Source organism: Bacillus sp. PAMC28748 (assembly GCF_014250415.1).
In the GTDB taxonomy this organism is placed as follows: domain Bacteria; phylum Bacillota; class Bacilli; order Bacillales; family Bacillaceae; genus Bacillus; species Bacillus licheniformis.
This window is the reverse complement of the sequence record NZ_CP060192.1, coordinates 2,559,444-2,583,779: the sequence shown is the minus strand read 5'-3', so window position 1 is coordinate 2,583,779 and position 24,336 is coordinate 2,559,444. Positions and strand designations below refer to the sequence as shown.

29 protein-coding genes are annotated in these 24,336 nt (G+C 45.0%); 11 read left to right on the top strand and 18 right to left on the bottom strand.

Features of this window, described 5'->3' with window-relative positions; genetic code table 11:
• Positions 1 to 85: 85 nt before the first annotated feature.
• The 13 genes from H7F26_RS13190 to H7F26_RS13130 all read right to left on the bottom strand — a co-directional run bounded on the left by H7F26_RS13190 (position 86) and on the right by H7F26_RS13130 (position 9,164).
• Positions 86 to 1,021 carry a phage major capsid protein gene (locus H7F26_RS13190; RefSeq protein WP_009328739.1) on the bottom strand — a complete coding sequence of 312 codons (936 nt, stop codon included), beginning with the start codon at positions 1,019 to 1,021 and terminating at the stop codon, positions 86 to 88.
• 17 nt (positions 1,022 to 1,038) lie between these two features.
• Positions 1,039 to 1,887: an XkdF-like putative serine protease domain-containing protein gene (locus H7F26_RS13185; RefSeq protein ID WP_009328740.1), complete on the bottom strand. Its 849-nt coding sequence runs from the start codon at positions 1,885 to 1,887 to the stop codon at positions 1,039 to 1,041.
• A 7-nt stretch (positions 1,888 to 1,894) separates the two neighbouring features.
• Complete coding sequence (locus tag H7F26_RS13180; RefSeq protein WP_003180808.1) at positions 1,895 to 3,409, bottom strand: phage portal protein; 1,515 nt, start codon at positions 3,407 to 3,409, stop codon at positions 1,895 to 1,897.
• Between the two features lie 3 nt (positions 3,410 to 3,412).
• The gene (locus H7F26_RS13175; RefSeq protein WP_009328741.1) at positions 3,413 to 4,711 is read right to left on the bottom strand and encodes a PBSX family phage terminase large subunit; all 1,299 of its coding nucleotides are present in this window, start codon (positions 4,709 to 4,711) and stop codon (positions 3,413 to 3,415) included.
• Positions 4,708 to 5,508 carry a terminase small subunit gene (locus H7F26_RS13170; protein WP_003180804.1) on the bottom strand — a complete coding sequence of 267 codons (801 nt, stop codon included), beginning with the start codon at positions 5,506 to 5,508 and terminating at the stop codon, positions 4,708 to 4,710. Before H7F26_RS13170 ends, H7F26_RS13175 begins: the two co-directional genes overlap by 4 nt.
• Before the next feature lie 142 nt (positions 5,509 to 5,650).
• A complete protein-coding gene (locus H7F26_RS13165; protein WP_003180803.1) occupies positions 5,651 to 6,154 on the bottom strand; it encodes a sigma-70 family RNA polymerase sigma factor in 504 nt (167 codons plus the stop codon).
• A 120-nt stretch (positions 6,155 to 6,274) separates the two neighbouring features.
• Positions 6,275 to 6,478: an XtrA/YqaO family protein gene (locus H7F26_RS13160; protein ID WP_003180800.1), complete on the bottom strand. Its 204-nt coding sequence runs from the start codon at positions 6,476 to 6,478 to the stop codon at positions 6,275 to 6,277.
• A complete protein-coding gene (locus tag H7F26_RS13155) occupies positions 6,475 to 6,816 on the bottom strand; it encodes a hypothetical protein (protein WP_003180798.1) in 342 nt (113 codons plus the stop codon). Before H7F26_RS13155 ends, H7F26_RS13160 begins: the two co-directional genes overlap by 4 nt.
• A gap of 100 nt (positions 6,817 to 6,916) precedes the next feature.
• On the bottom strand, positions 6,917 to 7,087 hold the full coding sequence (locus H7F26_RS13150) for a hypothetical protein (protein WP_003180796.1): 171 nt from the start codon (positions 7,085 to 7,087) through the stop codon (positions 6,917 to 6,919).
• Positions 7,087 to 7,887 (bottom strand): ATP-binding protein, encoded by an 801-nt coding sequence (locus H7F26_RS13145; RefSeq protein ID WP_011197802.1) that lies wholly within the window; start codon positions 7,885 to 7,887, stop codon positions 7,087 to 7,089. The genes H7F26_RS13150 and H7F26_RS13145 overlap by 1 nt, the downstream gene beginning before the upstream one ends.
• Entirely contained in the window at positions 7,787 to 8,617 is an 831-nt protein-coding gene (locus tag H7F26_RS13140) for a helix-turn-helix domain-containing protein (protein WP_003180792.1), read from the bottom strand. The genes H7F26_RS13145 and H7F26_RS13140 overlap by 101 nt, the downstream gene beginning before the upstream one ends.
• Positions 8,618 to 8,914: a hypothetical protein gene (locus tag H7F26_RS13135; RefSeq protein WP_003180790.1), complete on the bottom strand. Its 297-nt coding sequence runs from the start codon at positions 8,912 to 8,914 to the stop codon at positions 8,618 to 8,620.
• Entirely contained in the window at positions 8,904 to 9,164 is a 261-nt protein-coding gene (locus tag H7F26_RS13130) for a helix-turn-helix transcriptional regulator (protein WP_003180788.1), read from the bottom strand. Before H7F26_RS13130 ends, H7F26_RS13135 begins: the two co-directional genes overlap by 11 nt.
• Positions 9,165 to 9,336: 172 nt before the next feature.
• On the opposite strand from H7F26_RS13130, the gene xre reads away from it, so the two are divergent.
• The gene (xre, locus tag H7F26_RS13125) at positions 9,337 to 9,690 is read left to right on the top strand and encodes an HTH-type transcriptional regulator Xre (RefSeq protein WP_003180787.1); all 354 of its coding nucleotides are present in this window, start codon (positions 9,337 to 9,339) and stop codon (positions 9,688 to 9,690) included.
• 230 nt (positions 9,691 to 9,920) lie between these two features.
• Positions 9,921 to 10,535 (top strand): ImmA/IrrE family metallo-endopeptidase, encoded by a 615-nt coding sequence (locus tag H7F26_RS13120; protein ID WP_009328748.1) that lies wholly within the window; start codon positions 9,921 to 9,923, stop codon positions 10,533 to 10,535.
• A gap of 13 nt (positions 10,536 to 10,548) precedes the next feature.
• On the opposite strand, the gene H7F26_RS13115 is transcribed toward H7F26_RS13120, so the two are convergent.
• Positions 10,549 to 11,196: a poly-gamma-glutamate hydrolase family protein gene (locus H7F26_RS13115; protein ID WP_003180784.1), complete on the bottom strand. Its 648-nt coding sequence runs from the start codon at positions 11,194 to 11,196 to the stop codon at positions 10,549 to 10,551.
• Between the two features lie 220 nt (positions 11,197 to 11,416).
• On the opposite strand from H7F26_RS13115, the gene H7F26_RS13110 reads away from it, so the two are divergent.
• From H7F26_RS13110 to H7F26_RS13085, 6 genes are all read left to right on the top strand, one after another.
• Positions 11,417 to 13,465 (top strand): T7SS effector LXG polymorphic toxin, encoded by a 2,049-nt coding sequence (locus tag H7F26_RS13110; protein WP_009328750.1) that lies wholly within the window; start codon positions 11,417 to 11,419, stop codon positions 13,463 to 13,465.
• Between the two features lie 3 nt (positions 13,466 to 13,468).
• Positions 13,469 to 13,951, top strand: a complete 483-nt coding sequence (locus tag H7F26_RS13105; protein ID WP_003180781.1) for an immunity protein YezG family protein — start codon at positions 13,469 to 13,471, stop codon at positions 13,949 to 13,951.
• A gap of 374 nt (positions 13,952 to 14,325) precedes the next feature.
• Entirely contained in the window at positions 14,326 to 14,739 is a 414-nt protein-coding gene (locus H7F26_RS13100) for a regulatory YrvL family protein (RefSeq protein ID WP_003180779.1), read from the top strand.
• Positions 14,740 to 14,767: 28 nt separating this feature from the next.
• Positions 14,768 to 15,103 carry a hypothetical protein gene (locus tag H7F26_RS13095; RefSeq protein WP_003180778.1) on the top strand — a complete coding sequence of 112 codons (336 nt, stop codon included), beginning with the start codon at positions 14,768 to 14,770 and terminating at the stop codon, positions 15,101 to 15,103.
• 12 nt (positions 15,104 to 15,115) lie between these two features.
• On the top strand, positions 15,116 to 15,694 hold the full coding sequence (locus H7F26_RS13090; protein WP_185855186.1) for a TetR/AcrR family transcriptional regulator: 579 nt from the start codon (positions 15,116 to 15,118) through the stop codon (positions 15,692 to 15,694).
• Between the two features lie 15 nt (positions 15,695 to 15,709).
• A complete protein-coding gene (locus tag H7F26_RS13085; RefSeq protein WP_011197798.1) occupies positions 15,710 to 17,134 on the top strand; it encodes a DHA2 family efflux MFS transporter permease subunit in 1,425 nt (474 codons plus the stop codon).
• Positions 17,135 to 17,189: 55 nt separating this feature from the next.
• Here the strand turns inward: H7F26_RS13085 and H7F26_RS13080 are convergent, their stop codons facing one another.
• The gene (locus H7F26_RS13080; protein WP_003180772.1) at positions 17,190 to 17,924 is read right to left on the bottom strand and encodes a LysM peptidoglycan-binding and 3D domain-containing protein; all 735 of its coding nucleotides are present in this window, start codon (positions 17,922 to 17,924) and stop codon (positions 17,190 to 17,192) included.
• Positions 17,925 to 18,376: 452 nt separating this feature from the next.
• Between H7F26_RS13080 and H7F26_RS13075 the strand changes: the two genes are divergently transcribed.
• Complete coding sequence (locus H7F26_RS13075) at positions 18,377 to 18,925, top strand: IseA DL-endopeptidase inhibitor family protein (RefSeq protein WP_009328757.1); 549 nt, start codon at positions 18,377 to 18,379, stop codon at positions 18,923 to 18,925.
• A 43-nt stretch (positions 18,926 to 18,968) separates the two neighbouring features.
• Here the strand turns inward: H7F26_RS13075 and H7F26_RS13070 are convergent, their stop codons facing one another.
• Together H7F26_RS13070 and H7F26_RS13065 are read right to left on the bottom strand one after the other, a co-directional pair.
• Positions 18,969 to 19,346, bottom strand: a complete 378-nt coding sequence (locus H7F26_RS13070; protein WP_003180768.1) for a VOC family protein — start codon at positions 19,344 to 19,346, stop codon at positions 18,969 to 18,971.
• 47 nt (positions 19,347 to 19,393) lie between these two features.
• Positions 19,394 to 20,266: a DMT family transporter gene (locus H7F26_RS13065; protein WP_003180767.1), complete on the bottom strand. Its 873-nt coding sequence runs from the start codon at positions 20,264 to 20,266 to the stop codon at positions 19,394 to 19,396.
• 91 nt (positions 20,267 to 20,357) lie between these two features.
• Between H7F26_RS13065 and H7F26_RS13060 the strand changes: the two genes are divergently transcribed.
• A complete protein-coding gene (locus tag H7F26_RS13060; RefSeq protein ID WP_003180765.1) occupies positions 20,358 to 21,245 on the top strand; it encodes a LysR family transcriptional regulator in 888 nt (295 codons plus the stop codon).
• A 111-nt stretch (positions 21,246 to 21,356) separates the two neighbouring features.
• Positions 21,357 to 22,519 (top strand): IS3 family transposase gene (locus tag H7F26_RS13055; RefSeq protein WP_085959889.1). Its coding sequence is split into 2 segments (ribosomal slippage): positions 21,357 to 21,633 and positions 21,633 to 22,519, totalling 1,164 coding nucleotides; the frame shifts between segments, so codons are not numbered across the junction.
• Between the two features lie 72 nt (positions 22,520 to 22,591).
• Here H7F26_RS13055 and cysI read toward each other — a convergent pair.
• Complete coding sequence (gene cysI, locus H7F26_RS13050) at positions 22,592 to 24,310, bottom strand: assimilatory sulfite reductase (NADPH) hemoprotein subunit (RefSeq protein ID WP_003180762.1); 1,719 nt, start codon at positions 24,308 to 24,310, stop codon at positions 22,592 to 22,594.
• Positions 24,311 to 24,336: the final 26 nt, after the last annotated feature.

The following is a 24,336-nucleotide window of genomic DNA, read 5'->3' as shown; positions in this document are numbered from 1 at the left end:
CATCCTTCCAGAGCTTTTAGCTGTTGTCCGGGCTCGGTTTCCGCCGGTCGGCTGTTCTTCCTTTGGAACGGTTCGAACTCAGCATTTACTCTTTTACATTGATGATTTTTGCAACCGCGTCTTCTTCCTCGAATTTGCTGTCCAGTTTTGCCGTCAGGACAATGATGAATTTGCGCGCGCGAATGTCTTTATCGACTTCAATTCTGATATTGCGCGAGAAACCGAGAATGATATTTTTCGGGTGCGTCAAAATAATGTCTGATGCTTCGGCGGCCGCATCTCCTTCTCCGTATGCATACGGCTGAATATTTGAGACCCCTTTAACAGGCACGCCAAAAGCGGTAGAAAGTCCGCCCTGTACCGCCGCATCCCCGAGAGTCGTTTGACGTTCTGCGACGCGGTCTTTCCATTCAATCTCCTGGCCGAGCGATGTGAAGAATCTGAATTCCTGAGGAACGCGCATATATTTTGCCGGAACAGCTTTCAGCCCCTGTTTGAAAAGCTGCCGGCTGATTTGCTCCCCGCCCGCATCGACGATATGGGAGACGGACTGCTTCCGGATCCCGTCGAGCTGGGCAAGGTATGGATCTGAGGATGCGACATCACCATTGACGATCAGTTCTTCAATATCAACGGCAGCCCGCTCCGCCAGCATTTGCATCAGCGTCTGTTGAAGGCCGTCTTTTTCAATGTTATTTTCGAGCGTGTCATAAGTGATGTTGACTTCGGCAATGACTTCTTTCGCGTTCAGTTCGACCGTGCTGGTCACCGGTGCGGTTAATTGATCTTTCGCCAATGCCTTACCTTCATCAGCCGCTCGTAAAATCCGCTGGCCAAAGCCGATCTTTTCAAATTTTTGCGAGTCGTTTTCCATTTGAATCACGCGCGATTCGCTGAAAATTGTCGGCGTGTTTTGCACCATGCGAATAAATGCAGAAGCCTGCGCCGGATTCATTAATCCTCCGCTTTTCAAAGTCGCAAGCGACATCTCGGCTTTACGAATAATCTCTTGATTTCTCATTGTCTTCCTCCTCCAAATTAAAGCAATCCGCTCCAAATCGATTTTTTAACTTCTTCTTCCCCGTCTTTTTCGGCTGCTGCCTGCTTTGAGGCGCCTCTCATCTTTTCGAGTGCTTCAATGCGTGCAATAAGAGGGGCGAGCATGTCCTCGACGATTTCCTTCACATGTGCGTCTTGGTCTGTCTGTTGCTCTTTTTCATCTGCCGCTTTATCCCCTTCCAAATCGTCAAGACGTTTGAGAAGCGGAGCCAAGACGGCTTCAATCGTTCCTTGAACTTCTGATCGTTTCATCTTTTTTTCTTCCTCTCCCGTTTTTTGTTTGTCGCCGGCAAAAAACTGCTTAAACAGCTGAAAGAAACTGCCGGGCTCATCGGTTTCAGAGTCGGCTTGGGGCGCGTGCTCGACCGTTTCGGCAGTGCCCGCCATGCTGTAGCCGGTGATGCTTCCTTTTTTAATCTGTTCCCAGATCTCATCGCCGGCTTTTGTCACCAGCACCCAAGAGCCTTTCACAATCGTTTCGCCGTTTACTTCAAAATCAGCCGGCGCTACGTAGGACTCCACGACTTCTCCGACGCCTCCCTGGAAATTGTGATCCTTGTCGATCTTCCGGGCATTTTTCAGAAAACCGTGGGCGGCTTTTTGGATTTCTTCAGCCGTCATAAAGTCGCCGTGGGCATCCTGAATGTCCGGCTCGTAGACAACGCCGTAGACGAGCTTCTTTTCATCCTCGGCTTTTGCAATCAGCTTGACTTCCTTTTGAAATGTCGGCGGTTCACTCGACTTCGTCATGAAGAATTTCTTTTTGTTCGCCGCTTTGTCGACATAACTGACGAAATTGATTTTGGCATTTTTAAGCTCTCTCGGCACGAAATGTTCACCTCCTTTCAGTGATCTGTTTCAATGTCTCGACGGCTTCCTGCAGTTCAGGCAGCAATGCTCCTGCTTCCGCTTCCGCACGCTTTGAGCTTTCCTGGTAAACGAGCGGCCTGCTGAATTCTTCCTCCGGCCATTCATCTAGCGTCTTGCCGAGCACTCTGCCGGCCAGGTCGCGCAAATCATTTGCAGATACTGCTCCTGCCTGAATAAAAGGACCGAGCACTTTTGCGATCTCAAGCGGATCGCGAAAGTCCGGTCCTTTCAGCTGGAGCCTCGCGTGGAAAATGTTTAAATCGCGGAGAAACAGCGTATTCAGCTTGCCGATCAATATTTTCCGCTCCGGTTCAAAAACCTGTTCTTCGGTGATTTTGCGGGCGGTATCGGCTGTCGCCCTGTTATATTCATGGGCATCACCGGTGTAGAGCGGCGGGAGCCTGAAGGAAGAGCGGATTTTATTCCGGGTTTTCTCGTCATATTCAAGAAACAGCGCATCTTCCTGCAAAATTTCGGCGAGGGATTTGATGTCCACCTTCACCGGCGTAATGTCCTGGCTGCCGTGAATGTCTTTTTCCTGTGCGATTCCCTCCGCTTCGATCAGCAAAAATTTGTGGGCATTTTCAACGCCTTCCAAGTCGTTCATATATTCCTGCAGCTCTCTGTAGGAAGCCTCTGAGAGCATGCCGTTTTCAACCGTAATGACGGCAGGTACGTGCCGGCCTTGTCTGAAGTACATATAATTCAGCTCTTCCGCTTTCCGCGCCCCGTACAGGTTGACAATATTTCCGATCCAGCGCGGAACGCCGTAGACGCCGCTGCCGATTTTAAAATGGATCGCTTCATTCGCGCTTCGTTCAGGGGGAGTCTGCCTGTCAAACTCTCCGGTGGTCATATCCATGACGCGCGGATCGCCGTACTCTTTAAAGTACACTTTCCTGCCGTCAATCATCTGAACGTATTTGCGGAACCTTTTCTCCCTCTTGATGTTTTTTAGCGATCCGTTTTCCATGTAGGCGAATTCAACTTCGATCGGTTCTGTCAATCCGCATACCCGCATATTTTTGACATCGAGATATTCAATTCCGGCCGGCTGCCCCGCACCGTTTCTGAGCACCTCCAAAAACCCGTTCCCGGTTTTTTCGCGGTCCTCTATCATATGGCTTAAAATTGTTTCAGCCGATTCGTCAAAATGAAGGTGGCGGCAAAAATCTTCAAGCCTTGTCCAATCGGACTCAGCAGCTTTTTTCCGATCGGGCGTCACATCCGCCCCGTTGAAATCAAAAGCGTATTCTACATCGAGCCCGAACCCCGCAATATTCGTTTTATAGGCGTCAATGCATTGCTGAAGAATTGAAGAATATTCGGCAATGGCTTTCAATTCTTTCAAATTGTACGGCGGAGCGATAATATCATCGCCGTAGATCTCCGAAAATTGATCTTCATATATTTGTTTTGTTACAGGCCCGTGAAAACGGGATTTCATGACTTTCGCTCTTACCGTTTGCTGAGTGGACATACGCTATCTCCCCCTTTTCCTGTTCGGCCGTTTTCTCACTTCCGGCTCAGCCTTCAAATCGGTTACTTCATAATCATCAAGCGCGTACCATAGCGCGGAAAGCGTGTGCGGATCAATTGTAAACTGATCCTCCTTCAGATTGCCGTCTTGATCCGTCGCATAGGTCAGCGGCTGCAATTCGTAGATCGTATTGGCACATCGGTCAGAACAGAATATTTTTTTAAACCGCTTGATTTTTTTCGTATATTGCAGGCGCGAGCCTTGGAACTTGCGTGCTGCTGTCATGTTAAAACCATTCTGCCTGAAAAACTGAATGCTTTTCGGCTCAGCGGGATCAGCTTTAATCAGCTCCTTCGCAACCGCGAATTCGTGAAGTTCTTCGGCCGTCTTATCATCTGTCATTTTATTTTTGTAGTACTCCCAATAGATATATAGATATTTTTTGTCGGGATCGACGGCCGCCCGGACGACGGCATTGTATGATTCCTCAAATCCGAAATCCATTCCGGTTCTCTTCAGCGGGTTGGAAATGGCGGAGATCTGCCTCATGACCTCCTCATGCTCCATCACTTCAAATTGCGGCAGAACCCTGGTGCCGTTTACCCCAAACCGCCCTTTTCTGGCAATCCGGTACAGGTCGGGATCATATGCTTTCATATCATCAAGCTGTTTGAGGTAGCTTTTCGGCAAAAACAGGTTGTCATCAGCTGTGGAATGGTGGTAATACGTATCACCGACGACAGCGACCCGCTTTTTATACAAGACCTCATCATCCAAAATGAACCGCTTGTTCCGCTCATCCTTGAAAAAGTGTCTGTACGTCCAGTTTGACTGGCTGACGGGGTTTGTCGTCAACATCATATACAGCCTGTGATAAGGATGCCTCAGCCGGCCGATCAGTTCCTTGAAGCCTTCATACTTCACCTCTGAACATTCTTCAATCCAAATCAGCGAGATGTTGTTGACAGATTTCAATTTCGCCGGGTTGTCCATTCCTTTAAAAATAATTCGGCTGCCGTTTGCAAACCTGATATGCATCGGAGAAGAAACCGCCTGAGCCGCCTTTTGGACACCCAGCTCATCGATAATGGATGCGAATAAAGAAAACGTCGAATCCCTGTGTGTTTCAAACACTTCCCTTACGACAAGAGCGGTCCGCTTTTCCTGAAGCAGTTTTAATACGACTTTTAAAGCGGTATGATAGCTTTTCGACGAACCGTATCCGCCGACAAGAAATTGAAAGGTCTGATCCCAGTTAAACAAATAATCTTCAAAATGCGGATTGACTTCTTTTATGATCAAGCCTGATCACCTTTTCGGGCGATGACCACTTCAACGGGACCCGTTTCCGCATCTTTGTCGGCTTTTTGTCTGGCGAGCTTCAGCTTCTCATTTTCAATTTTCCGCTTAAATGAATCAGGGAAAAGGTCAAAATACTGTGAGAGCTTATCGAGCGCCTTCATTTTATCGGCCAGCTTGATCGCGATCCCTTCTTTCCCGAGTTTCGCTTCCGTGATGACTGTGCCATCGACGAGGTCGGAATGTTTCACATCCACAAAGCTGACCTCTTTCATAACCGGATTGTTTTCTTCATCAAACAGCGGTCCGGACTTTCCGACAGCCTGTACCTCTTTTTTGCCGAAAGTCACATAATCGGTCATATCGGCAAACGCGATTTTTACATAGACTTGGAGAACATCCATCGCCTCGACGAATATCTCCCCTACCATTTCTTTTTTGATTCGCCTGATTTCATCGGCCACCTTTTCATTTTTCAAAAGCCGGCAGCCTGTCACATGGGCGCTGGCCGGGGAATAGCCCGCTTTTACCGCCGCTTGGGTGGCATTGAAGCTTTTCACATAATAGATGCAAAACAGCCGCTGCCGTTCATTCAGCCCTTCATTGTGAATGTCTGCTTTTCCACGGTTCGCGTCATCTCCGGCTAAAGCCTCTTGCCAGCGGTCGCGGGTTTTCCAAACGCTGATTTTTTTATTTGAAACGCCGAGTTCTCTTGCGATTGCGAGATTCGTAATGTTTCCCCCGTATTTTTGATAGAGACGAAAAGCTTCATCCCTTTTTGGATCCCTTTTCCTTGGCATTGTTCATTTTCACCGCCTCTCATTCTCGGAAACAGTAATATTTAATCGATATATGAATCTTCCATATGAACAGTATGCTTTGTTATATTTTTTCTCTTTTCACTTATAGGTGGCAAACGTATGACAAAAGACAGATATATCGTTATGCCATACAATCGAGAGGCTTTTCGATCTGTTTCGCGATTTTCAGCTGCGCCCGTTTCACATTGGTTTGAACAGTAGACTTTTTGATGCCGAGCATGGCGGCAATCCGCTCATAGGAAAACTGTTCGACCTTATGTAAAATGAAGATTTCTTTTTCGCGTGCCGTAAGGGCAGACAGCGCTGATTCAATCCGGGCTTTATCGTATGCTGACACTTCCTGAGCCGGTTCAAATGCACTCTGTTCTGAAAACGTGTCGATGATCCGCGGATCTTTCAGGAGCATCCGCTTATAAGAGTCGCGCCTGTCAATCGCCCGTCTGATTCCAGGTTCTCTTCCGTTTTCAAGCCAGTCGATCACATATTCCAAATCGGTCATCATGTTTCTGATCAGTTTTTTATCATTCAGCTGTTCAGCCGTCAGCCCTTGTTCATCTTGATAGGGCTTATACAATTTTTTCGTGTTTTTCAGCGCTCTTTTATATTCGAAAAGCAAATCTTCCATTTTAATGTACCTCCGTTTTTTTGAAATAAAAAAGGACACCAATCAGCCGCACAGTTAAGATGTGCATCCTGATCAGCGTCCGCAGGCTTTCCGTCTTGGACAAATATTCAAGTTGTAGAGCTATAGCTTATAGCCGATTTCAAATTCGATCCTTGCGAGATCTCCCTTTCTCGTTTCAATGACGGTTTTGCCGTGCTCAGGCGCCTCGGCCTGCCATGCCGTGCCGTTCATTCCGTCAAGGACGATCACCGTCACCTTTCCTTTTTTGATGCGGCTTGCAACCGTCGTATCGTTGATATCTGTTAACTTTGCCGGATGGTTCATCTTGTTTCCTCCTCTTCAAATTCTGCTTTTGCGACGACTTTTTCTAAAATATTCTTCAATTGATTCTCAACTGAATCGCTGTGAACGGGCCGTTTTCGCTTCAAATAGGCAAGCGTGAGCTTCACTGCGGTCAACAGTTCGGGAGCTGCAGCGATTAAGCGGGCATTTTTTTCCTTGGAATATGCGCTGTAGTCGGCGACTTTGGCAATCACCCTTCCGTTGGAATAAGGAAACCGTTTCTTTTCGGCTTTGCTGTATGCTGAATAAATGTATACGTCGGTATTTGTTCTGACGACGCGCCATGGTGATGGGCTGTACGCCTCACTTTCGTTTTTCACGTATGTCTTTCCTCACTTTCCGTCTTCTTCGTGCCATCGTTTAATTTGTGCGTCTCTTTTTGCCGCTGTCCAGATGATGAGAATCATAGCTTTTAAACTTTTAAGCACCTTGTGTCACCCTTGTTTTCATTTTTGCAATCAGCGCTTCCAGATGTTTGATCACATCCGTCAAACCGCCGCTTTCAGTGCAGCAGTTCGGGCAAGCGCGGAAAATCGTTCCGACCCTTGCGTCCTGATGGATTGATTTTCTCCCATTACATAGCCGGCACATCAAACCATCCCCTCCAGTCTATGATTGATGCCGAAAGAGCTCCCGTTCAGGACGACGAGAAAGTCCCCGCACATTTCGACCAGCCTCGTTCCGAGCGCTTCGTCTATGCTGACAATTTCTTCAACGCTTAGCTCGCTGGACAGCATGATCGGCTTATGGTTCAAATACCTGTAATTGACGACGGCATATGTCTGTTCGATCTGCCATTCCGTTGCCCGCGGCCTGCCTGCCACCGGCTTAAACAGGTCATCAAGAAACAGCACCTCGACTTGCTTCATCCGGTTCAGCTTATTCTCAAGCAACGAAAAGTCCTGTTTTAAATCATTGAATCCTTCGACAAACGGAAAATACAGGACGGGTACAAAAAGCTTCCTCATCAGCTCATTGGCGGCAGCCGTCAGCAAATGAGTCTTCCCTGAACCGGGTCGTCCCAAGAGCGCGATGCTGTTTCTGCGGCTTTCCTGAATGTCCCGGTAAGCTTGTACATATTCAACGGCGCATTCATACGCCTCTTTTACAGATTGATGCTTTCCTTCCGTCTTGAATTGAGCAAAGTTTAAGTTTTTAAATTGTTCGGTGATTTCGCTCGTCTTCAACAGCTTTTGCGCTTTGCGCCATTCGCGGCAGACGCATGATACCCATACTTCCATCGTTCCGCGCCGTTCGATAAATCCGAGTTCATCTTTGCACTTCGGACAGTCATACCGTTTTGCGGCGGATTCTTCCGGTTTGCCCCCCTGTGATTGACGGCTCCTGTTTCTCAGTTCGTCCATGACCTCTTCGATTGTTCTTTTGGGCATTGTTCTCCCTCCTGACAGTTGTTTTCGTTTTCGCTTCCGCTTCAGCCAGCCGGCCGATGATATATTTTTCACAGTAGCTGAAGACCTTGATCGTTTCATGACGGCTTCGGCGCCGCGCCTCATACTCCTCAAAACATTGTTCAAGCCATTTGATTGTTTGCGGAAGAGACACTCCGCGGGCGACAATCCGGGCGATGGCCTGATAGTCTTTTGACGAGGGATGGACGGGCTTTCCTTCCTGCATCGACCTGAGGGCGGCAAATCGTTCTGCTATTGTTTTTATGGAACTCATATTATGTTTTGTGTTGATTTGTGTGATATCTTTATTGGATTGGACAAGCTTGTCCGCACTGCCAGTCTCTTCTGTCCGATCAGGCAGTTCTGTTCGGACATGGCTGGCGTAGGCAAATTTTTTTGAATGTCTGACTGACAAAATCATTCCGTAAGGCGCTCTTGTGACTGCAATGTAGCCGTTTCGTTCGAGAAGAGCGAGCCATCTTCTGATCGTTTTTTCGTTGACGCCGAATTGAAGAGCCAGTTCGGCTGCTTTCAGCGGCTTGTTGCCGAGCACGATGCCCCATGTCTCCCCATCGCGTTCGATTTCCTTTGTTGTTGAACTGATGCACCATAAAAAAAGCCAAATGGCATTGCCTATTTTCTCGTAGTGAACAGGTGTTAAAAGCCCTGAGTAAACCGAAAAGGGATAGCTTTGATCCGGCGGGCGGGACATTCATCTTCCCCCTTCCTTCTGCCTTTTGCGGTTCAGCCTGAGATACCGTTCGTATTGGCCTTTATGATCAAATTGGAATACAGGCTTTCCGTCTTTCGTAAAAGCGATGAATCCCCCGGCTTCTCCGAGCCGCCATTGATCAAACCGGTCTGAGCTGTAGGAAATCACAATTTTACCCATGCTTCCTCCTTTTGGATATCCGGCAAGTCCGCCGTGGCTTCTCATTTGCTCTCTGTCGGCTTCCTTTGGATAGCCGTGTGTTCGGATGCGTGTGACCATCGGATGTTCAAGATTCATGACATCGCCTTCTTTCATGCAGGTTTTCTTTGATACAATATGTATCTATAAAGGCCTGAAAAAGATCGGGAAACAGCAAACGATCAGGCACTGAATAAAGCGTTTCGAATTTCAGCATCGTTTCTCTGCCGGGATTGCGTGTTCCCCTTTCAATTTTGCGAACATAAACCTCGGAGAGTCCAAGTCTTTCCGACACTTGCTTCTGGGTCCATCCCCTCTTAGAGCGCTCTTCGATCAATCGTTTTCGCACATGTTCTCACTCCCTGTTTTTGATACAATACGTATCTGATAATTTGATTATATATGATACACTTCTTATCATCAACACTTTTTTGATACTTTTTTTATCATCTGTTTATTTCGATACATTTTGTATCTATAATAGAGATAATCATGCCGAATTGAGGAAGAGAGGTCATTCTATGTTAGGCGGCAGACTGAAGAGCCTGAGAGGAAAAAGGACACAGGAAGAAGTGGCAAAGCAGATCGGTGTATCGCGGGCACGCTACTCCCATTATGAAAACGGAAGAAGCGAGCCGGACTATGAAACATTAAAAAAACTCGCTGATTACTATAAAGTGACGATAGACTATCTGCTGACAGGCACGGAAAAGAAAAAAAACATCGAAGACGAAATCGCAGATCCGGATCTGCAAATTGCCTACCGCGACATGCAGGAATTTTCCCCCGAAAGCAGACAGCAGGCCATCGAGTTCATTCAATACTTAAAAGAAAAAGAGAAGAAACGAAAGCCCGGAGATAAACAAAACGGATAAATAAGGAATTTTTATTAAACATTACCTGGTGAGCGCCGATTTAATAGATAAGACAATAAAAAAGGGAAAGATTTGCTAAAGTGGCTGCTCATCGTATATGATAGATCTGCATGAAATCATGACAGCCCCTTTGACGGGCTTTTCTTTCCCGCTAAAAACAGAACATTCGTTCGAAAGGGTGTCTCGTATTGAAGTTTTATTTATCTCACCTAGAAGAATACGTCAAAAATATGTACCAAAAGTTCGGTTTTTTTGAACCTCACCAGATTGATATGAATCGCATAGCCGCTCATTTTAATATTTGGATTCACTATGAAAATGTCAACAGCATGATGATTAAGCATGACGGCATGTACAGCATTATTCTCAACAGCAGCCTTTCAAAGGAAAAGCAGTGGGAGGACTTTGCCCATGAGCTGTGCCACGTATTAAAGCACGCCGGAAACCAGCTTTACATGAATCAGATGTTCAGGGAGCTGCAGGAGTTCCAGGCCAATCAATTTATGTACCATTTTTGCGTCCCTACTTTTATGCTTTTAAAAATGGATTTTCCTCAGCTGCGATGCCAAGCCGCTAAAATGATCGCCGACCTCTTTAAAGTCACGGAGTCGTTCGCTGTCAAACGGATCGAGCTCTTTGAAAAACGGCAGGCCGGAATCCAGTTTCATGAGGCGTGGATGGCAAGCCTTTCCCAAGAGAGCGAATCGGCGAATGCACCACGCTTTGAAGAAGTAGACGAACTTGCACGCTACCGGCGGGAAACCCGCCGCCCGTACGCAGCGGCAAACGGCCTCGGCAAAATGGTCGCTGCGGAAAGCCGGCCGGCTTATATGCTGAGAAAATAAAAAAACAGCCGGCTCAGCTGCCGGCTGCACTCGGCCCATATGCGATGCATGCTCCTTCCTTCAAAGCTTTGACATAGCGGGAAAACACCTCATTTTGAGACGTTCGCCTGCCCTTTAATGTGAATTGCTCAAACATCGCCTTCCGCTGGGCTGTGCTGATTTCAAATTGCACGCTTAAACCGGTTTGGCAGCGATTGTTGATGCTTGCAGGGTTTGTACCTGAAAGATAGCCCCTTTCAGCCGCCAGCTCCGCAGAAAATCCGTGCCTCTCCAATGTCTCCTTAAACATCAAGGCGCGCCTTCGATCTGTCCCTCCGATGAGCGTATGTCGATGAGCAGGCTCCTCATACCCGTGAAAAGCCAGTATGTACCGGTGTCCTGCAGCCATTCGCAAGGCAAGCGGGCAGTCAAAATGAGCGCTTGTCACATGAAGGCTCTTATTGCCGCGCCTTTTCAATCCTTCCAATAAATAAACCGAAGCGCCCTCTGCAAAAGCCTTGACAATTTCACTGATGCCCGGCTCGATCCCGCCCCCGTGGGGAGCCATCACAAGCAGAGCGCTCCCTGCATCCCGAGCAGCCACCGAATAATCGGTCCCTTCTATTTCGTTTTCTGCCATCTCTGTAAAGCTGCCGTATTGGTCAGTTAAAGCCCGCTTCATCTTTCGATTTTTGCACCTGCCTGTCCTGTTTTTATGTAGTGTACCGGGAGTCGCAGCGGTTGTAAATATGTTGCCTTCAGGATAATGAAATCTCTAGTAGGTATATAAACCTAAATCGAAAGGTTCATTTTATTGGGTATACAGGATGTATTCACCAATACCCTTCCGTAAAGTGGTAAACTCTAAAATGATTGCAACTTTAGTATTAGAGGAGAATGCCATGAAGACTCTGGACGTTCAGGCGCTGCACAAAGCGATTGATCAAACGGTGGAACAATTAAAGCAACAATCGGAAGAAATCGTCAACATTAAAAAAAGCGTGGAAGGTATCACGTCGCTCAACGATGCCTTAAAAGGAAAAGGCGGCGACGCAATACGGAATTTTTATAAAGAGTGTCACACCCCATTCCTTCAATTTTTTGAAACTTTTATCGAGGAATATCAATCAGCATTGAAGAAAATCAAAAGTGCATTGAATTCCCTGGAGCCACAACACAATGGATATATTTCGCAAGCCTTCCTCGATAATGAGCTGGAACAAGGAGTGAAAGATGCCGATCGCACCACGAAGCGTTTGGTTTCTAAAACGAATGCTACAATCGCTAAAGTCAGCCATATAGTCGATTTGCCGGAATTAGATGACAGTAATTTTCACGAGAATTACTCGAAAGCTTTAAAAGAAATCAATCAGACAATTGAAAAATTACATACATTCGACAGGGAGCAGACGAACACCATCAAAGCCGCTGAAAACGACTTAGAAACAATGCAAAGATACATCGCTAGGCTTGAAAAAATGTACACAGGCCCTAAAATTGAAATCACCGGCTATCAGAAAGGTTCTATTTTAAAACAGGATAAAATGGATACCTTGAGTGGAAACCAGGAAACAGCGATGGGCGTTATGTTGGCTAAGCTCGATAAGAGATCAAAACTCGAAAAGGAAGTTAGTGAAGCTAACAAACAGGTTAATAAAATCTCTCACCTAAAGGAAAAGCTCGAAAATGTCATTGATCCTGATGAATTTGTTGAGATTGCACAAGAGATTGGAATTGAAAATCTGACAGAAAAGCAGCAAAATTACTATTTTTACACTATAAATCGAAAACGAAAACAAAGTGGTATCATGGGGCGTATTAAGCAGGGCATTGAAGAAGGAATAGAAGATGTGGCCGTCGATACAGTGACAGGAATACGAGATACCATAACCAATCCAAAAGAAACGCTAGAGGGCATTGCCTACACAGTCACCCACCCTGTAGAAACATTTGAAATCATAAAGAAAGATATCGAGGACTCCTTCGTGAGGGACGTCATCAATGGTGATGCAGAAAGCAGGGCGAGATGGTTTACATACGCTACCGGAATGGTTGCGTCATCCATTGTCGGAACGAAAGGTGCAGACAAAGTTAGCAAGTTGGCTAAGGCGGGCAAGATGGGAAAAGCCGCATCTAAGATAAAGGATGTCTCTAAAAAGACAGCTAGCAAGGGCATAGAGAGTGCGAAAAAGGCAGGTAAGAAAGCAGCTGATAAAGTTGTCAGGGATTTTAAAGATATTAAAAATCTCACTCCGAAAGTCCAAATCGCTTCTCCTCAACTAGCTTTAGCCAATGCTGGTAAAGTTCCGTTCAATACGATAGATGGATCTCGATTGAAAGATAAATTAATTCAACAAACCAAAAAGATTTCTGATCAAGCAAAACAAGCAAGAAATCGAATGGTCAGCATCATTGCGGGTGTTTCTTCCAAAACAAAAACAGACATTAAAGTAGACTCAAAAACCATCCATAAAGTGAAATATGGTGACCATTTCACAAGAGTCAAAAGAAGAAAGGTGTTAAAACCGAACATTGAGTATACAACGCCTGTAGGCTATACTTATAAAACTGATCATAAAGGACGTATTACAAATGTCAGCGGCAAACTAAATTTGGGAGCAGCAAAGAGAAACAAATACGCTCAAAGAATTGCCGGCCGTGAAGATCGATTAAAAACCGATGAGGGCGGTCATCTCATTGCAAGTATATTCGAAGGGTCTGGAAAGCTTGACAACCTTGTGCCGATGGATGGTAACTTAAATAAAGGAGAATGGAAAAAGCTTGAGAACATGTGGGCCAAACACCTCGAAAAAGGAAGAACAGTTGAGGTTAAAATACAGCCAGTATACAAAGGGAATTCCCAAAGACCGGCAAGCTTTGAGATAGAATATAAAATCGGAAAACGGGAATGGGAAGTTGTGAAATTTGATAATAAGCCTGGAGGTAAGTAGCCAATGGATGAAAATCAATTAAACACGATATATCAAGAAATTGCGGAGACAGTAGTTGAGACTATTCCAGAGGAATGGTCAAAGATTTTGATTTATGGAGAAATTCTTGAAGATGTGCAAAAAGGATTCTTTTATTATTATCCTGAAGGAAATGATTCACCGGTATATTGTCATAATATCCCTGAATTTTTTAGGATTGAAAAAGAAGCCTATCGAAATCTTTGGAGACAATTAATCAATAACTTAGAAAAGCTATGGTACGAATTTAAGAATAGTGATCAAGAGACTTGGACGAGTCTCTCTATGATCATTCACAGTGATGGTGAATTTAATATCGACTACGACTATGAGGATTTATCAGATGCTGATGATTATGAAAGAAGAATTGTATGGGAACACAAATATTTAGGACTCTGGCCAGAAGATGAAGATGATAAGGAATTTTTAGAGCAATACCTTGAATCTAATCAAGATGAAAATGAATAGACAATACAAATGAGATTCAAAAAAGCAATTGAACCAAAATCGAAAATCACCTAAGGCACGAAAATGATTCTTCGGGTAAACACGTCGGTTTAAGAACAAGCAAATACGAAATATGCTTAACAAAGTAAGGTTGCCGGTTGGCAGCCTTTTTTATTTGGGATCCTATCCTCTTGATTGCAGCCCTTATGAAAACGCTCCAAATATGATATATGGTGATTAATTAGGTCTCGAAAAACACCTTAGGAATTTTTCAGAACGCTCTCTTCACTCCCCCATCCACACAAACTTTAACCCCAAAATCTCATTTATAACTCACAACCGGATATTTTTCTGATATCATGAATATACACTGCATGATTAGGAATGAATGATTAATGATTAAAAAAACTCTCGGTACCATGTTCGCAGTGACTATGATCTTTCTTTTGATCCTCACTGTGTTTACGCTCTTTTTCGGGTCTTATTATTTCGGCGTCGCCGGTTTTTTTGCGATTTTCGGCGTTACATACGAATCGCCCTGGTCGCTCTTCTGGTATATCCTTTTATCTTTTGGCCTCGGCGCGCTGTTTGAAATCCCGGAAAAAATTCTGAGCTTTATGATTGGGCATAAAGCTGCGACCTTTATGATCGAATGTTTTTTTACTTGGCTTGCCATCCATCTCGCTGATGAATTGATGGACAGCATCACCATCCCGCTGGATGTCGAAATCATCGCCTGTCTGTTTTTATTCGTCATTCATCTGGCATTTGAAGACAACAAAGAAAGAAACCGGACATACGAGGATTGAGAAACTTTCCTGCGAAGGGAGAATAACTGTGACGTTTATCATTTTAATGGCCGGATTGTTTCTTTTGATTCAACTCAAAAGACCGTTCCGCAGAAAAATGTTCGGCTATGTTTTTTTAGCCGTTTATTTAACGGCGCTCGCACTCTATACCATCAATTCCGCTTTTGTTCACTTCATATCTGACAGCCTTTTGTCGATATTGGCAGCGATTGCTGTGGCGCCTGCTGCTTGCCGGCTTTCTGAAGCCTTCAGCGGATTCCCGCTGAACCGAATATGGACAAATCGTCCTTATTTTAAAACAGGCCTTCAAAAAAGGTCTTTTTTTTCGTTAAAATTATATAGACCGATCAGTATAAAATCATAAGGGAATGATAGAATGGCAGAAAAAATGAGCAGCCGCGACAAAATTTTGCGGACGGCTTCACGATTGTTCCGCAAACAAGGCTACCATGCCACAGGCTTAAGCCAAATCACAGCCGAAAGCGGAGCGCCGCGGGGATCGCTTTATTATTATTTCCCCGGCGGCAAAGAGGAACTGGCGCAAGAGGCGATTCAATTAACCGGAGAAAGAATCAAAGCGTATATATCGTCAGCGATCAGCGGTGAAGCTGATCCTGTCAAGGCGTTTCAATCTTATATCCAGATGATGGCTGACGGAATCGAGGAATACATCATCGAAGAAAACGACGATATTCCGATCATATCCGTCGCCGCAGAAACGTGGTCGTTCAGTGAAAGGCTCCGCCAAACGTGTGAACAGGTTTATCAAGACTGGCAGCTTGTCTATCAGGAAAAACTGCTCCAGTCAGGCTATGCGCCGGAAACGGCCGAGACGCTGAGCGTCGCGATACAAGCGATGATTGAGGGTGCGTATGTGCTCTCAGTGACGAAAAAAAACGGCCGGCCTCTCAGTGCAGCCGCCGAACAAATTCCTTTTTTGCTAAAACGTTCATAAAGGGTGGGAATACAAATGGAACAAGCTAGAAAAGGCTCCTTCATGATTATCGCAATCTTAATCGTCGGAAATTTTCTCGCTCTGATTAATGAGACGGTCATGAATGTGGCTTTGCCGAAAATCATCGACGATTTTGGCATTTCAGCGAACACAGCCCAGTGGCTGTCAACCGGATATATGCTCATGATCGGCATCGCCGTGCCGATTACCGCGTTTTTAATGCAGCGCTTTACGACAAGGCAGCTGTTTCTGTCTGCGATGACGCTTTTTACAGCGGGAACCTTGCTGGCCGGAATTGCTCCGGTCTTCCCGCTCGTTCTCGCCGGACGGATCATCCAGGGTTCAGGTACAGGCCTGATATTGCCGCTTGTGATGAATGTGATACTGACTTTGATTCCGCCGCAAAAACGCGGAACGATGACCGGGATCCTTACGCTCGTTATCTTATTTGCTCCGGCGATCGGTCCGGTCATCTCAGGCTATATTGTCGAACATTATTCATGGCGCGTTGTTTTCTTCATGATGCTGCCAGTATCGGTCTTCATGATTTTTTATGCGGCGTTCCGCTTGAAAAATGTAACCGAACTGACGTATCCGAAAATTGACATATTATCAATTCTTTTATCGACCGTCGGATTTGGCGGGATCGTTTTCGGCTTCAGCAACGCCGGGGAAGCAGCGGGCTGGAGCAGTCCGAAAGTCATCATCGGACTGGCGGCCGGTGTCATCGGATTAATATTGTTCGTCATGCGCCAGCTCAGATTGGAAGTGCCGATGCTTGATATGAGGCCGTTTCGTTCAAAGATATTTTCAATCTCGGTTATCCTGATGTGGATCGTGATGATGCTGCAGTTTTCGATGATGCTGATTTTGCCGCTTTACTTCCAAATGGCGCTTGAGCTGTCACCGCTTTATACAGGCATTCTCATGCTGCCGGGCGGCCTCGTCCTCGCGATGACATCCCTTGTTGCAGGGCGCCTGTTTGATAAGCTTGGCTTTAAACCGCTGTTGATCACCGGATTGATCATTGTGATTGCCGTCCTTTCGCTGTTTACGAATATTTCAAGCGATACGCCGATGGCGGTCGGAATGATGCTCTACGCCGGCTTTACACTCGGCGTCGGGTTGACAATGGCTCCGATTATGACGCTCGGTTTGAATCAGGTGCCCAAACCGCTTTACCCGCATGGTTCGGCGATAATGAATACAGTTAATCAAGTTTCAGGGGCAATCGGTCCGGCATTGTATACGACGATCCTGACAACCGTTTCGAATCGCTTTATCGCGCACTCTTCCGGAGGCAGCCGTCAGGAGCTGCACATGCAAGGCATGACAGAAGGCGTTCATATGGTTTATTTCGTAGCCATCGCCTTTGCAGCCGCCGCTCTTGCGATTTCGGTTTTTGTAAAAAGCAGACGCGCGGAACAGCATGCAGCATAAACATCGTTCGACAAAAAAATGCAGGAGGCAATTAACGCCTCCTGCATTTTTTATATCAGTTTAAAATTTTAACCTTTACGGTTTTGACGCCCCAATTGAAAGCGTCTTTTTTATCTGGAATAAATACGTCTATTTTATGGCCTTTAATGGCGCCGCCGGTGTCTTCAGCCGTCGCTTCGCCATAGCCTTCCACATATACTTTCGTGCCGAGCGGAATCACGCTTGGATCAACCGCGATGACTTTCGCATTGCGGTTCGCATTCAGGTCGACTCCCGTTTTTGTGATGCCTGAAATGCCCCCGTCATTTGCCGTATACGCAGTTGCGGTCACTGTGATTTCCTTTTGTACGTTGACAGGCTGATCATTTTGTTTTGGAGCGGACTCTTGTTTCACAGGCGCTGCTGCAGCTGCCGCTTCTCCGTTTATTGCAATCGTTTGCCCTGCAATAATCAAGTCTGACTTCAGGTTGTTCCGTTTTTGAAGATCGCTTACAGTCACACCGAACTCTTTTGCGATTTTTGAGAGCGTGTCCCCTGGCTGAACGGTGTACTGCTTTTCTTCAGATTTTTCTTCTTGAGAAGAAATGTTCAGCTTTTGACCTGGAAAAATCAGATCTGATGAAAGCTGATTCCATTTTTTTAAGTCCTTGAGGTTCATTCCGTAGTTTTGAGAAATCCCCCAGAGCGTGTCTCCTTTTTGAACTTCGATTTCTTTTGCTGAGGCAGTCGCTCCGAATGCAGTCGCCGACATAGCCGCGGCTGCAGCCAAGGACATGATTGTCTTCTTCATAAGTTAAATCCTCCCTTGTTAGCCCTTTTGAAACTAACAGGGAAAATCGTAACACAGCAAAATGTCACCGCTATGACAGATTGATGCGAATTTCGTTACAGTTTTTTTACTGATAAAGTTTGATTTTATATAAAATTCTGATTTTTAACAATATAATTCATTGATGTTTCAGTGATCCTCTTTCCTGCTCCCGGCGAGGTCCCAGATAGAATTCTTTTTCAATATAAAATACTTTTTCAACATGAGGCTTCTATGTTTATGAGGAGAGAAATCCGGGAAACGAATCAATGGACATAAAATATTTTCCTGGACAAACCATAACCCCGGCTGCTTTTATGTCGTCATATATAAGAAAACAGCGGAGGAAAATTTTTCTCGCAAACCTCTTGTAATCTATCTGTAATTATTGTAACATTTGTAATATAAGAGATATATTTAAGGAGAGAGGACCATTGAAAAAGTTAATCGTTTGTTTATTAGCTGTTTTACTGATCTTGCCTGCCGGAGCGTCCCTCGCAGCGAAAAATCAAACATCAGGGAATTTAACAAATAAGCAAGTCATGCAATTAACCTTGCAGGCACGGGAGCACTTTTGGAATACGATGAGCGGCCACAATCCAAAAGCGAAAAACTCAACTTGCCCATCCAAAACATTTGAATACCGCGGTCTTCCATATACGTATATGTGCAGTGAATTCAGCACAAAAGCAAAATTAACAGACTACTTGACGCCGGTTTTCACAAAAGACGCCATTAAAAAAGGCTTGGAAAAATACAACATCATTTCTTATAAAGGAAAAATGGCCGTGCCTGTCGGCGATGGGGACAACCTCTTAGGATGGGACAAGGCAAAAATCAAACTGATCTCTCAAAAAAACAATACCCGCACTTATGAATTTTCCGTACCGGCATTGGATGGATCGGTGACTGCGAAAAGAAAGATCACGTTTGTGAAAGAAAACAACAAATGGAAAATCAATCAGCTCGATGCTGCCATCTAAACGAAAAAGCTAATGTCTAAAAACGGACATTAGCTTTTTTCCGTCAAACGGTCAGTTCAACGATGTTGCCGTCAGGATCCAGAATGACGCTTTCATAATACCCGTCTCCCGTGACGCGCGGCTTTCCGGCAACCTGGTATCCTTCCTTTTCAAAGCGGCTCGTCATCTCGTCAACCTCTTGCCGCGACCCTAAGGAAAACGCCATATGTGCATAGCCGGAAGCGTTCTCCTCTCCTTTTGCAAGGTCGGGGCGTCTCATCAGCTCAAGCCGTGTTCCCGATTCAAACTGGATGAAATATGATTCGAAATGCTTTTTCGGATTGACATATTTTTCATTCGTCTTTCCGTGAAAAAAACGGGTATAGAAATCTTTCATTTCCTCTAAATTGTTCGTCCATATGGCGATGTGTTCGATTTTCATAAATCTCCCTCCCATTTCATATTACCATATAGATCCTCTGCCTTTTTTTACACTTTTTTAAATTGATAAGTATTCATAAAAATGCCGATGCAGATCATGAATGCGCCGATCAGGATGCTGAATGTGACCGGTTCATGCAGCTGCAGCCAGCCGAACAAAAGGCCTAATACGGGAACAAACATTAAAGCCATCGATGCTTTCGACGCTTCGATTTGATTCAGTATCCAAAACCAAATGACGAACGTCAAAGCCGTAGAGAATAAACCGTTAAACAATAGAGACAAGATTGCTTCATTTGACCAGTGAATCGGCCGGGACGGTTCCAGTATAAAAGAGAAAATCAATAACATCACCGCTCCTGTGAGAAGCTGCCATGCATTCATATGAATCATATCTGTATTTTTGAATTTCAGTTTGCTGTAAACATTGGCGACGCCCCAGCTGAGCGCTGCGATTAAAACGCAAAGCTCTCCAAATATGACGTTTTGATCAACATGCAGAATCCCGCCCCCTAATATAAACAAAAGACCGATCAGACCAGAAAATAAACCGAGCATTTTATACACATTGATTTTCTCGTTTAATTTAAAATGACTGATGACAGTAACAAAAATAGGCATGGTGTACACCAAAACAGACGTTTTTCCCGAATCGACAAACTGCATGCCGTAAGTTAACACCCCCATATAACCTAAACCCATCAATAAACTCATCACCAGATAATGCTTGATATTCTCCTTTCCTATTGAACGTTTCCTTCCTTTGATCAAGAGAATCACAAACAAAGGAACAGCTCCAATGAACAGCCGCAGGGCCGAAAATAAAACAGGGGGAATGTCAGTGATTGCGATTTTCATCGTCACCCAGGTATACCCCCAAATCAGCGTTACAGAGATGATCCCCAAAAGTACTTTAAACATAATCCGTCACCTTTCTTCTTTGTTTCATGTTCAGCATATGCTATATTGAGATATAACTGAAATACATTTTTATCATCGGGGGTATAACTATTTGGTTATAAACATGAACAGTCTTCACATCTTTGTGAAAGTCGCAGAGACTTTGAATATGACAGAAGCAGCCAACGAACTGTATATTTCACAGCCGGCCGTGAGCAAAGCCGTAAAAAGCTTGGAAACGTCGCTCGGGGTCAAATTATTGATTCGGGATAAACAAAACAAGATAAAACTTACGGACGCGGGAAAGGAAATCGTCGTACTGGCGAGACAGATGATCGTGATTGAAAACAAAATATACCAAGTGGCCGATCAAGAAAATCATCTGCTCAGAGGGAAAGTCAAGGTTGGCTCCTTCCCCGCCGTCTCAGCAAATATTTTGCCGCAGGCTATCGCCTCCTTCAGATCAAAGTATCCGCTCGTACAAATCGAACTGCTTGAGGGAACCTCCGACCAAATTAAGCAATGGGTCGAAACTCGCATGGTTGATTTAGGAATCGTCGCCTCTCCCTTTGACGGATTCGAAAGCCAAGTATTGTTTCAAGACCGGATGACGGCCGTGATTCCTGAGCAATATCACCACTTAAAAGACGCACCGTTCATTGATCTGAAAAAATATCAAAATGAATTGATTTTTTGTAAAGGCGGGCACGAAATCGCGGTATCTCAAATCTTTCAAAAACACCGCCTCGAGTTAAAAGAAAACCTGACTGTGCAAAACGCGGAAACATTGGTCAATATGGTTCATAACAATTTGGGAATCGGCTTGATATCAAGCTTCTCGCTTTCCTCCGTGTCCCATCGGTTGATCAAAAAAGACATCTCTCCTCAAATTATCCGCGAAGTCGGCATGATAACACCCTCATTTGAAGAAGCAACACCTGCGGCTGCAGAGTTTATGAAAATGATCATAGAGTCGGAAACTGTCCGGGCATTTTCGTAAAAAAGAAAAACGCCTCAGCACCAATCTGGAGAGACCCAAATAAATGAGACAAGGAAAAAACACCCCCTGAATCGTATTAATACAATATGATTCTTAGGAGGGTGTTTTTCTATGGGCACAAGAGTACATTACGCAGAAGAAGTAAAATGGGAAGTAATTAAAATGAAACAAGCTGGAATGACAAACAAAGAAATAATGGAACAACTGGGGATAAAAAATAAGACTCAAATTAAAACATGGATGCGATGGTACAAAACAGGCCAAACCTATCGATTTTCGCAACAAGTTGGAAAACAATATTCCTACGGTAAAGAATCGGAGGAAATGAGTGAGCTAGAAGAATTAAAACTAAAGAATAAACAGCTAGAGGCTCAATTGGCAATTATAAAAAAGTACCAGGAGATCGAAAGGAGTTGGAGCCACGAGTCATTGTCCAAGTTGTAGAAGAACTCTCAGCCACTTTTAAAATAATTGATATTCTTGGAGTATTAGGCATACCTAAGTCAACATATTACCGTTGGAAAAAGAAGTATAAAAAAGTTGAGCTAACTTCATTAGAAGAGCTAGTAATCAAGCTGTGTAAGAAAAACTTCTATCACTATGGTCATCGTAAAATTAAATCCATCTTAAACAGAAAGTATGGGATAAATGTAAACCGCAAAACTGTACAAAAAATTATGCAAAAGTTTGAGATTCAGTGTCAAGTTAAGAAGAAGCGACAAAAGTACATTTGTGGTGAGAGTAATATTATTGTGCCGAACACTCTCAATCGTAATTTTAAAGCAAGCCGATTAAATGAAAAATGGGTAACCGACATTACCTACTTACCTTATGGCTCGACTATGTTATATTTATCAACGATTATGGACTTATATAACAACGAAATAGTGGCTTACAAAATAGGTACGAGCCAAGATATTAACCTAGTATTAGACACATTGAGGGAAGCTGTAGAATTACGTAAACCAGTAGGGTTACTTCTTCATAGCGACCAGGGATCTGTCTATACTTCACATGCATATCAGAATTTGGCCAAAGAAAAAGGCATTACCACAAGCATGTCTCGAAAAGGAAACTGCCATGATAATGCCGTCATTGAATCCTTTCACTCCTCGCTAAAGTCGGAAGGATTTAACGCTCAAAGTAGAGCATCTATATCCAATTCTAAAGTAGTACAAATTGTAAATCAATACATGTATCGATATAATCATGTACGAATTCAGGCAAAATTAAACTACCTGTCCCCACTGGAATACAGGGGACAGGCAGCATAGGTGTTTTTTCTAAGTCTCATTTTAACGGGTCAGTTCAAATCAATGGGCTGAGGCGTTTTTTTAAAATGCTCATCAGTCATGAAAATTCGTTCCGTCCGTCGTTTCTTTAACAATTCCGGCGCGGATGACGAAATCTCCGAAACGTTCTCCTTCATTGCGTTCTTTCGCATAGCGCGGAAGAATATTGCGAAGTTCTTTTAAAATTTCTTCTTCGCCGATGTTTTCCCGGTACATTTTGCTCAGACGGCTGCCGTCAAAAGCGGCGCCGAGATACATATTGTACTTGCCCGGGGCTTTTCCGATGAAGCCGATTTCGCCGAGCGCATGGCGGGCGCAGCCGTTCGGGCACCCTGTCATGCGGATGGTAATTTCTTCATTCTTCAAGCCGTTTTCTTCAACAATTTCATCAATTTTGTCAATCAGCTTCGGCAAATACCGTTCCGCTTCGGCCATCGCCAACCCGCACGTCGGCAGTGCGACGCATGCGATCGAGCTGCGGCGGAGCGCTGTATAATGCTTGCCGTCAGTCAAGCCAAACTGTTCGATCAGCTCGCTGATCTTTTTCTTTTTTTGGCTTGTGACATTGGCAATGATCAAGTTTTGGTTGGCTGTGAGGCGGATATCGCCGGTATGAACTTTGGCGATTTCCCTTAAGCCGGTCATCAGCTTGTAATCATCATAATCAGTGACACGGCCGCCCTCAACAAACATTGTAAAGTGCCATCTTCCTTTTACGCCCTTTACCCAGCCGTAGCGGTCGCCGTTATGCTCGAAATGATAAGGCTTTGCTTCAGCGAGGCTCCAGCCGAGACGGTTTTCCAGCTCGTTTTTGACCGTTTCCAAGCCGAGGCGGTCAACCGTATACTTGAAGCGGGCATTTTTGCGGACCGAACGGTTTCCGTAGTCCCGCTGGATCGTAATCGTTTTTTCAGCGACATCGTATAGCTGTTCAGGCTTGCAGAAGCCAATAACTTTGGCAAGCTGCGGATACGTTGCTTTGTCCCCGTGGGTCATGCCCATGCCGCCGCCGATCGCGACGTTGAAGCCGATGAGCTTGTCATCCTCCACAATCGCGATAAAACCAAGATCCTGAGAAAATACATCGATATCATTTGACGGCGGAACGGCGATGCCGATTTTGAATTTCCGCGGCAGATACAGCGGTCCGTACATCGGTTCGACTTCATCCGCATCAGGCGTGCCGGCCACTTTTTCCTCATCAAGCCAGATTTCATGATACGCACGTGTGCGCGGCAGCAGGTCATCACTCAGTTTTTTCGACCATTCATACACTTCTCGATGGATTTCTGACTGATACGGATTGGAAGTGCACATGACGTTCCGGTTAACATCGCCGCATGCTGCAATGGTATCTAGCATGGCTGAATGGATCGACTGAATCGTTTTTTTCATGTTCCATTTTAAAATGCCGTGCATTTGGAATGTTTCCCGAGTTGTCAGCTTCAATGTTCCGTTTCCGTATTTCCGGGCAAGCTCATCCATGACAAGCCACTGCTCAGGCGTCGCCACACCGCCCGGCATCCGGACGCGCAGCATGAACTGATACGCAGGCTCAAGCTTCTGCTTTTGCCGCTCATTGCGGAGATCGCGGTCATCCTGCAAATAGCTGCCGTGGTGCTTCATCAGACGGTTGTCGTCATCTGAAATCCCGGCTGAAAGCGGCTCGAGCATCGATTCCTTCAGGGTGCCGCGCAAATAATCGCTTTCTTTCTTAATACGTTCTACATCGCTCGGCGGGCCTTCAGGCGCTTTTAATATTTCGTTCCCCATGTTGAAAAAGTCCCCTTTCAATCAAA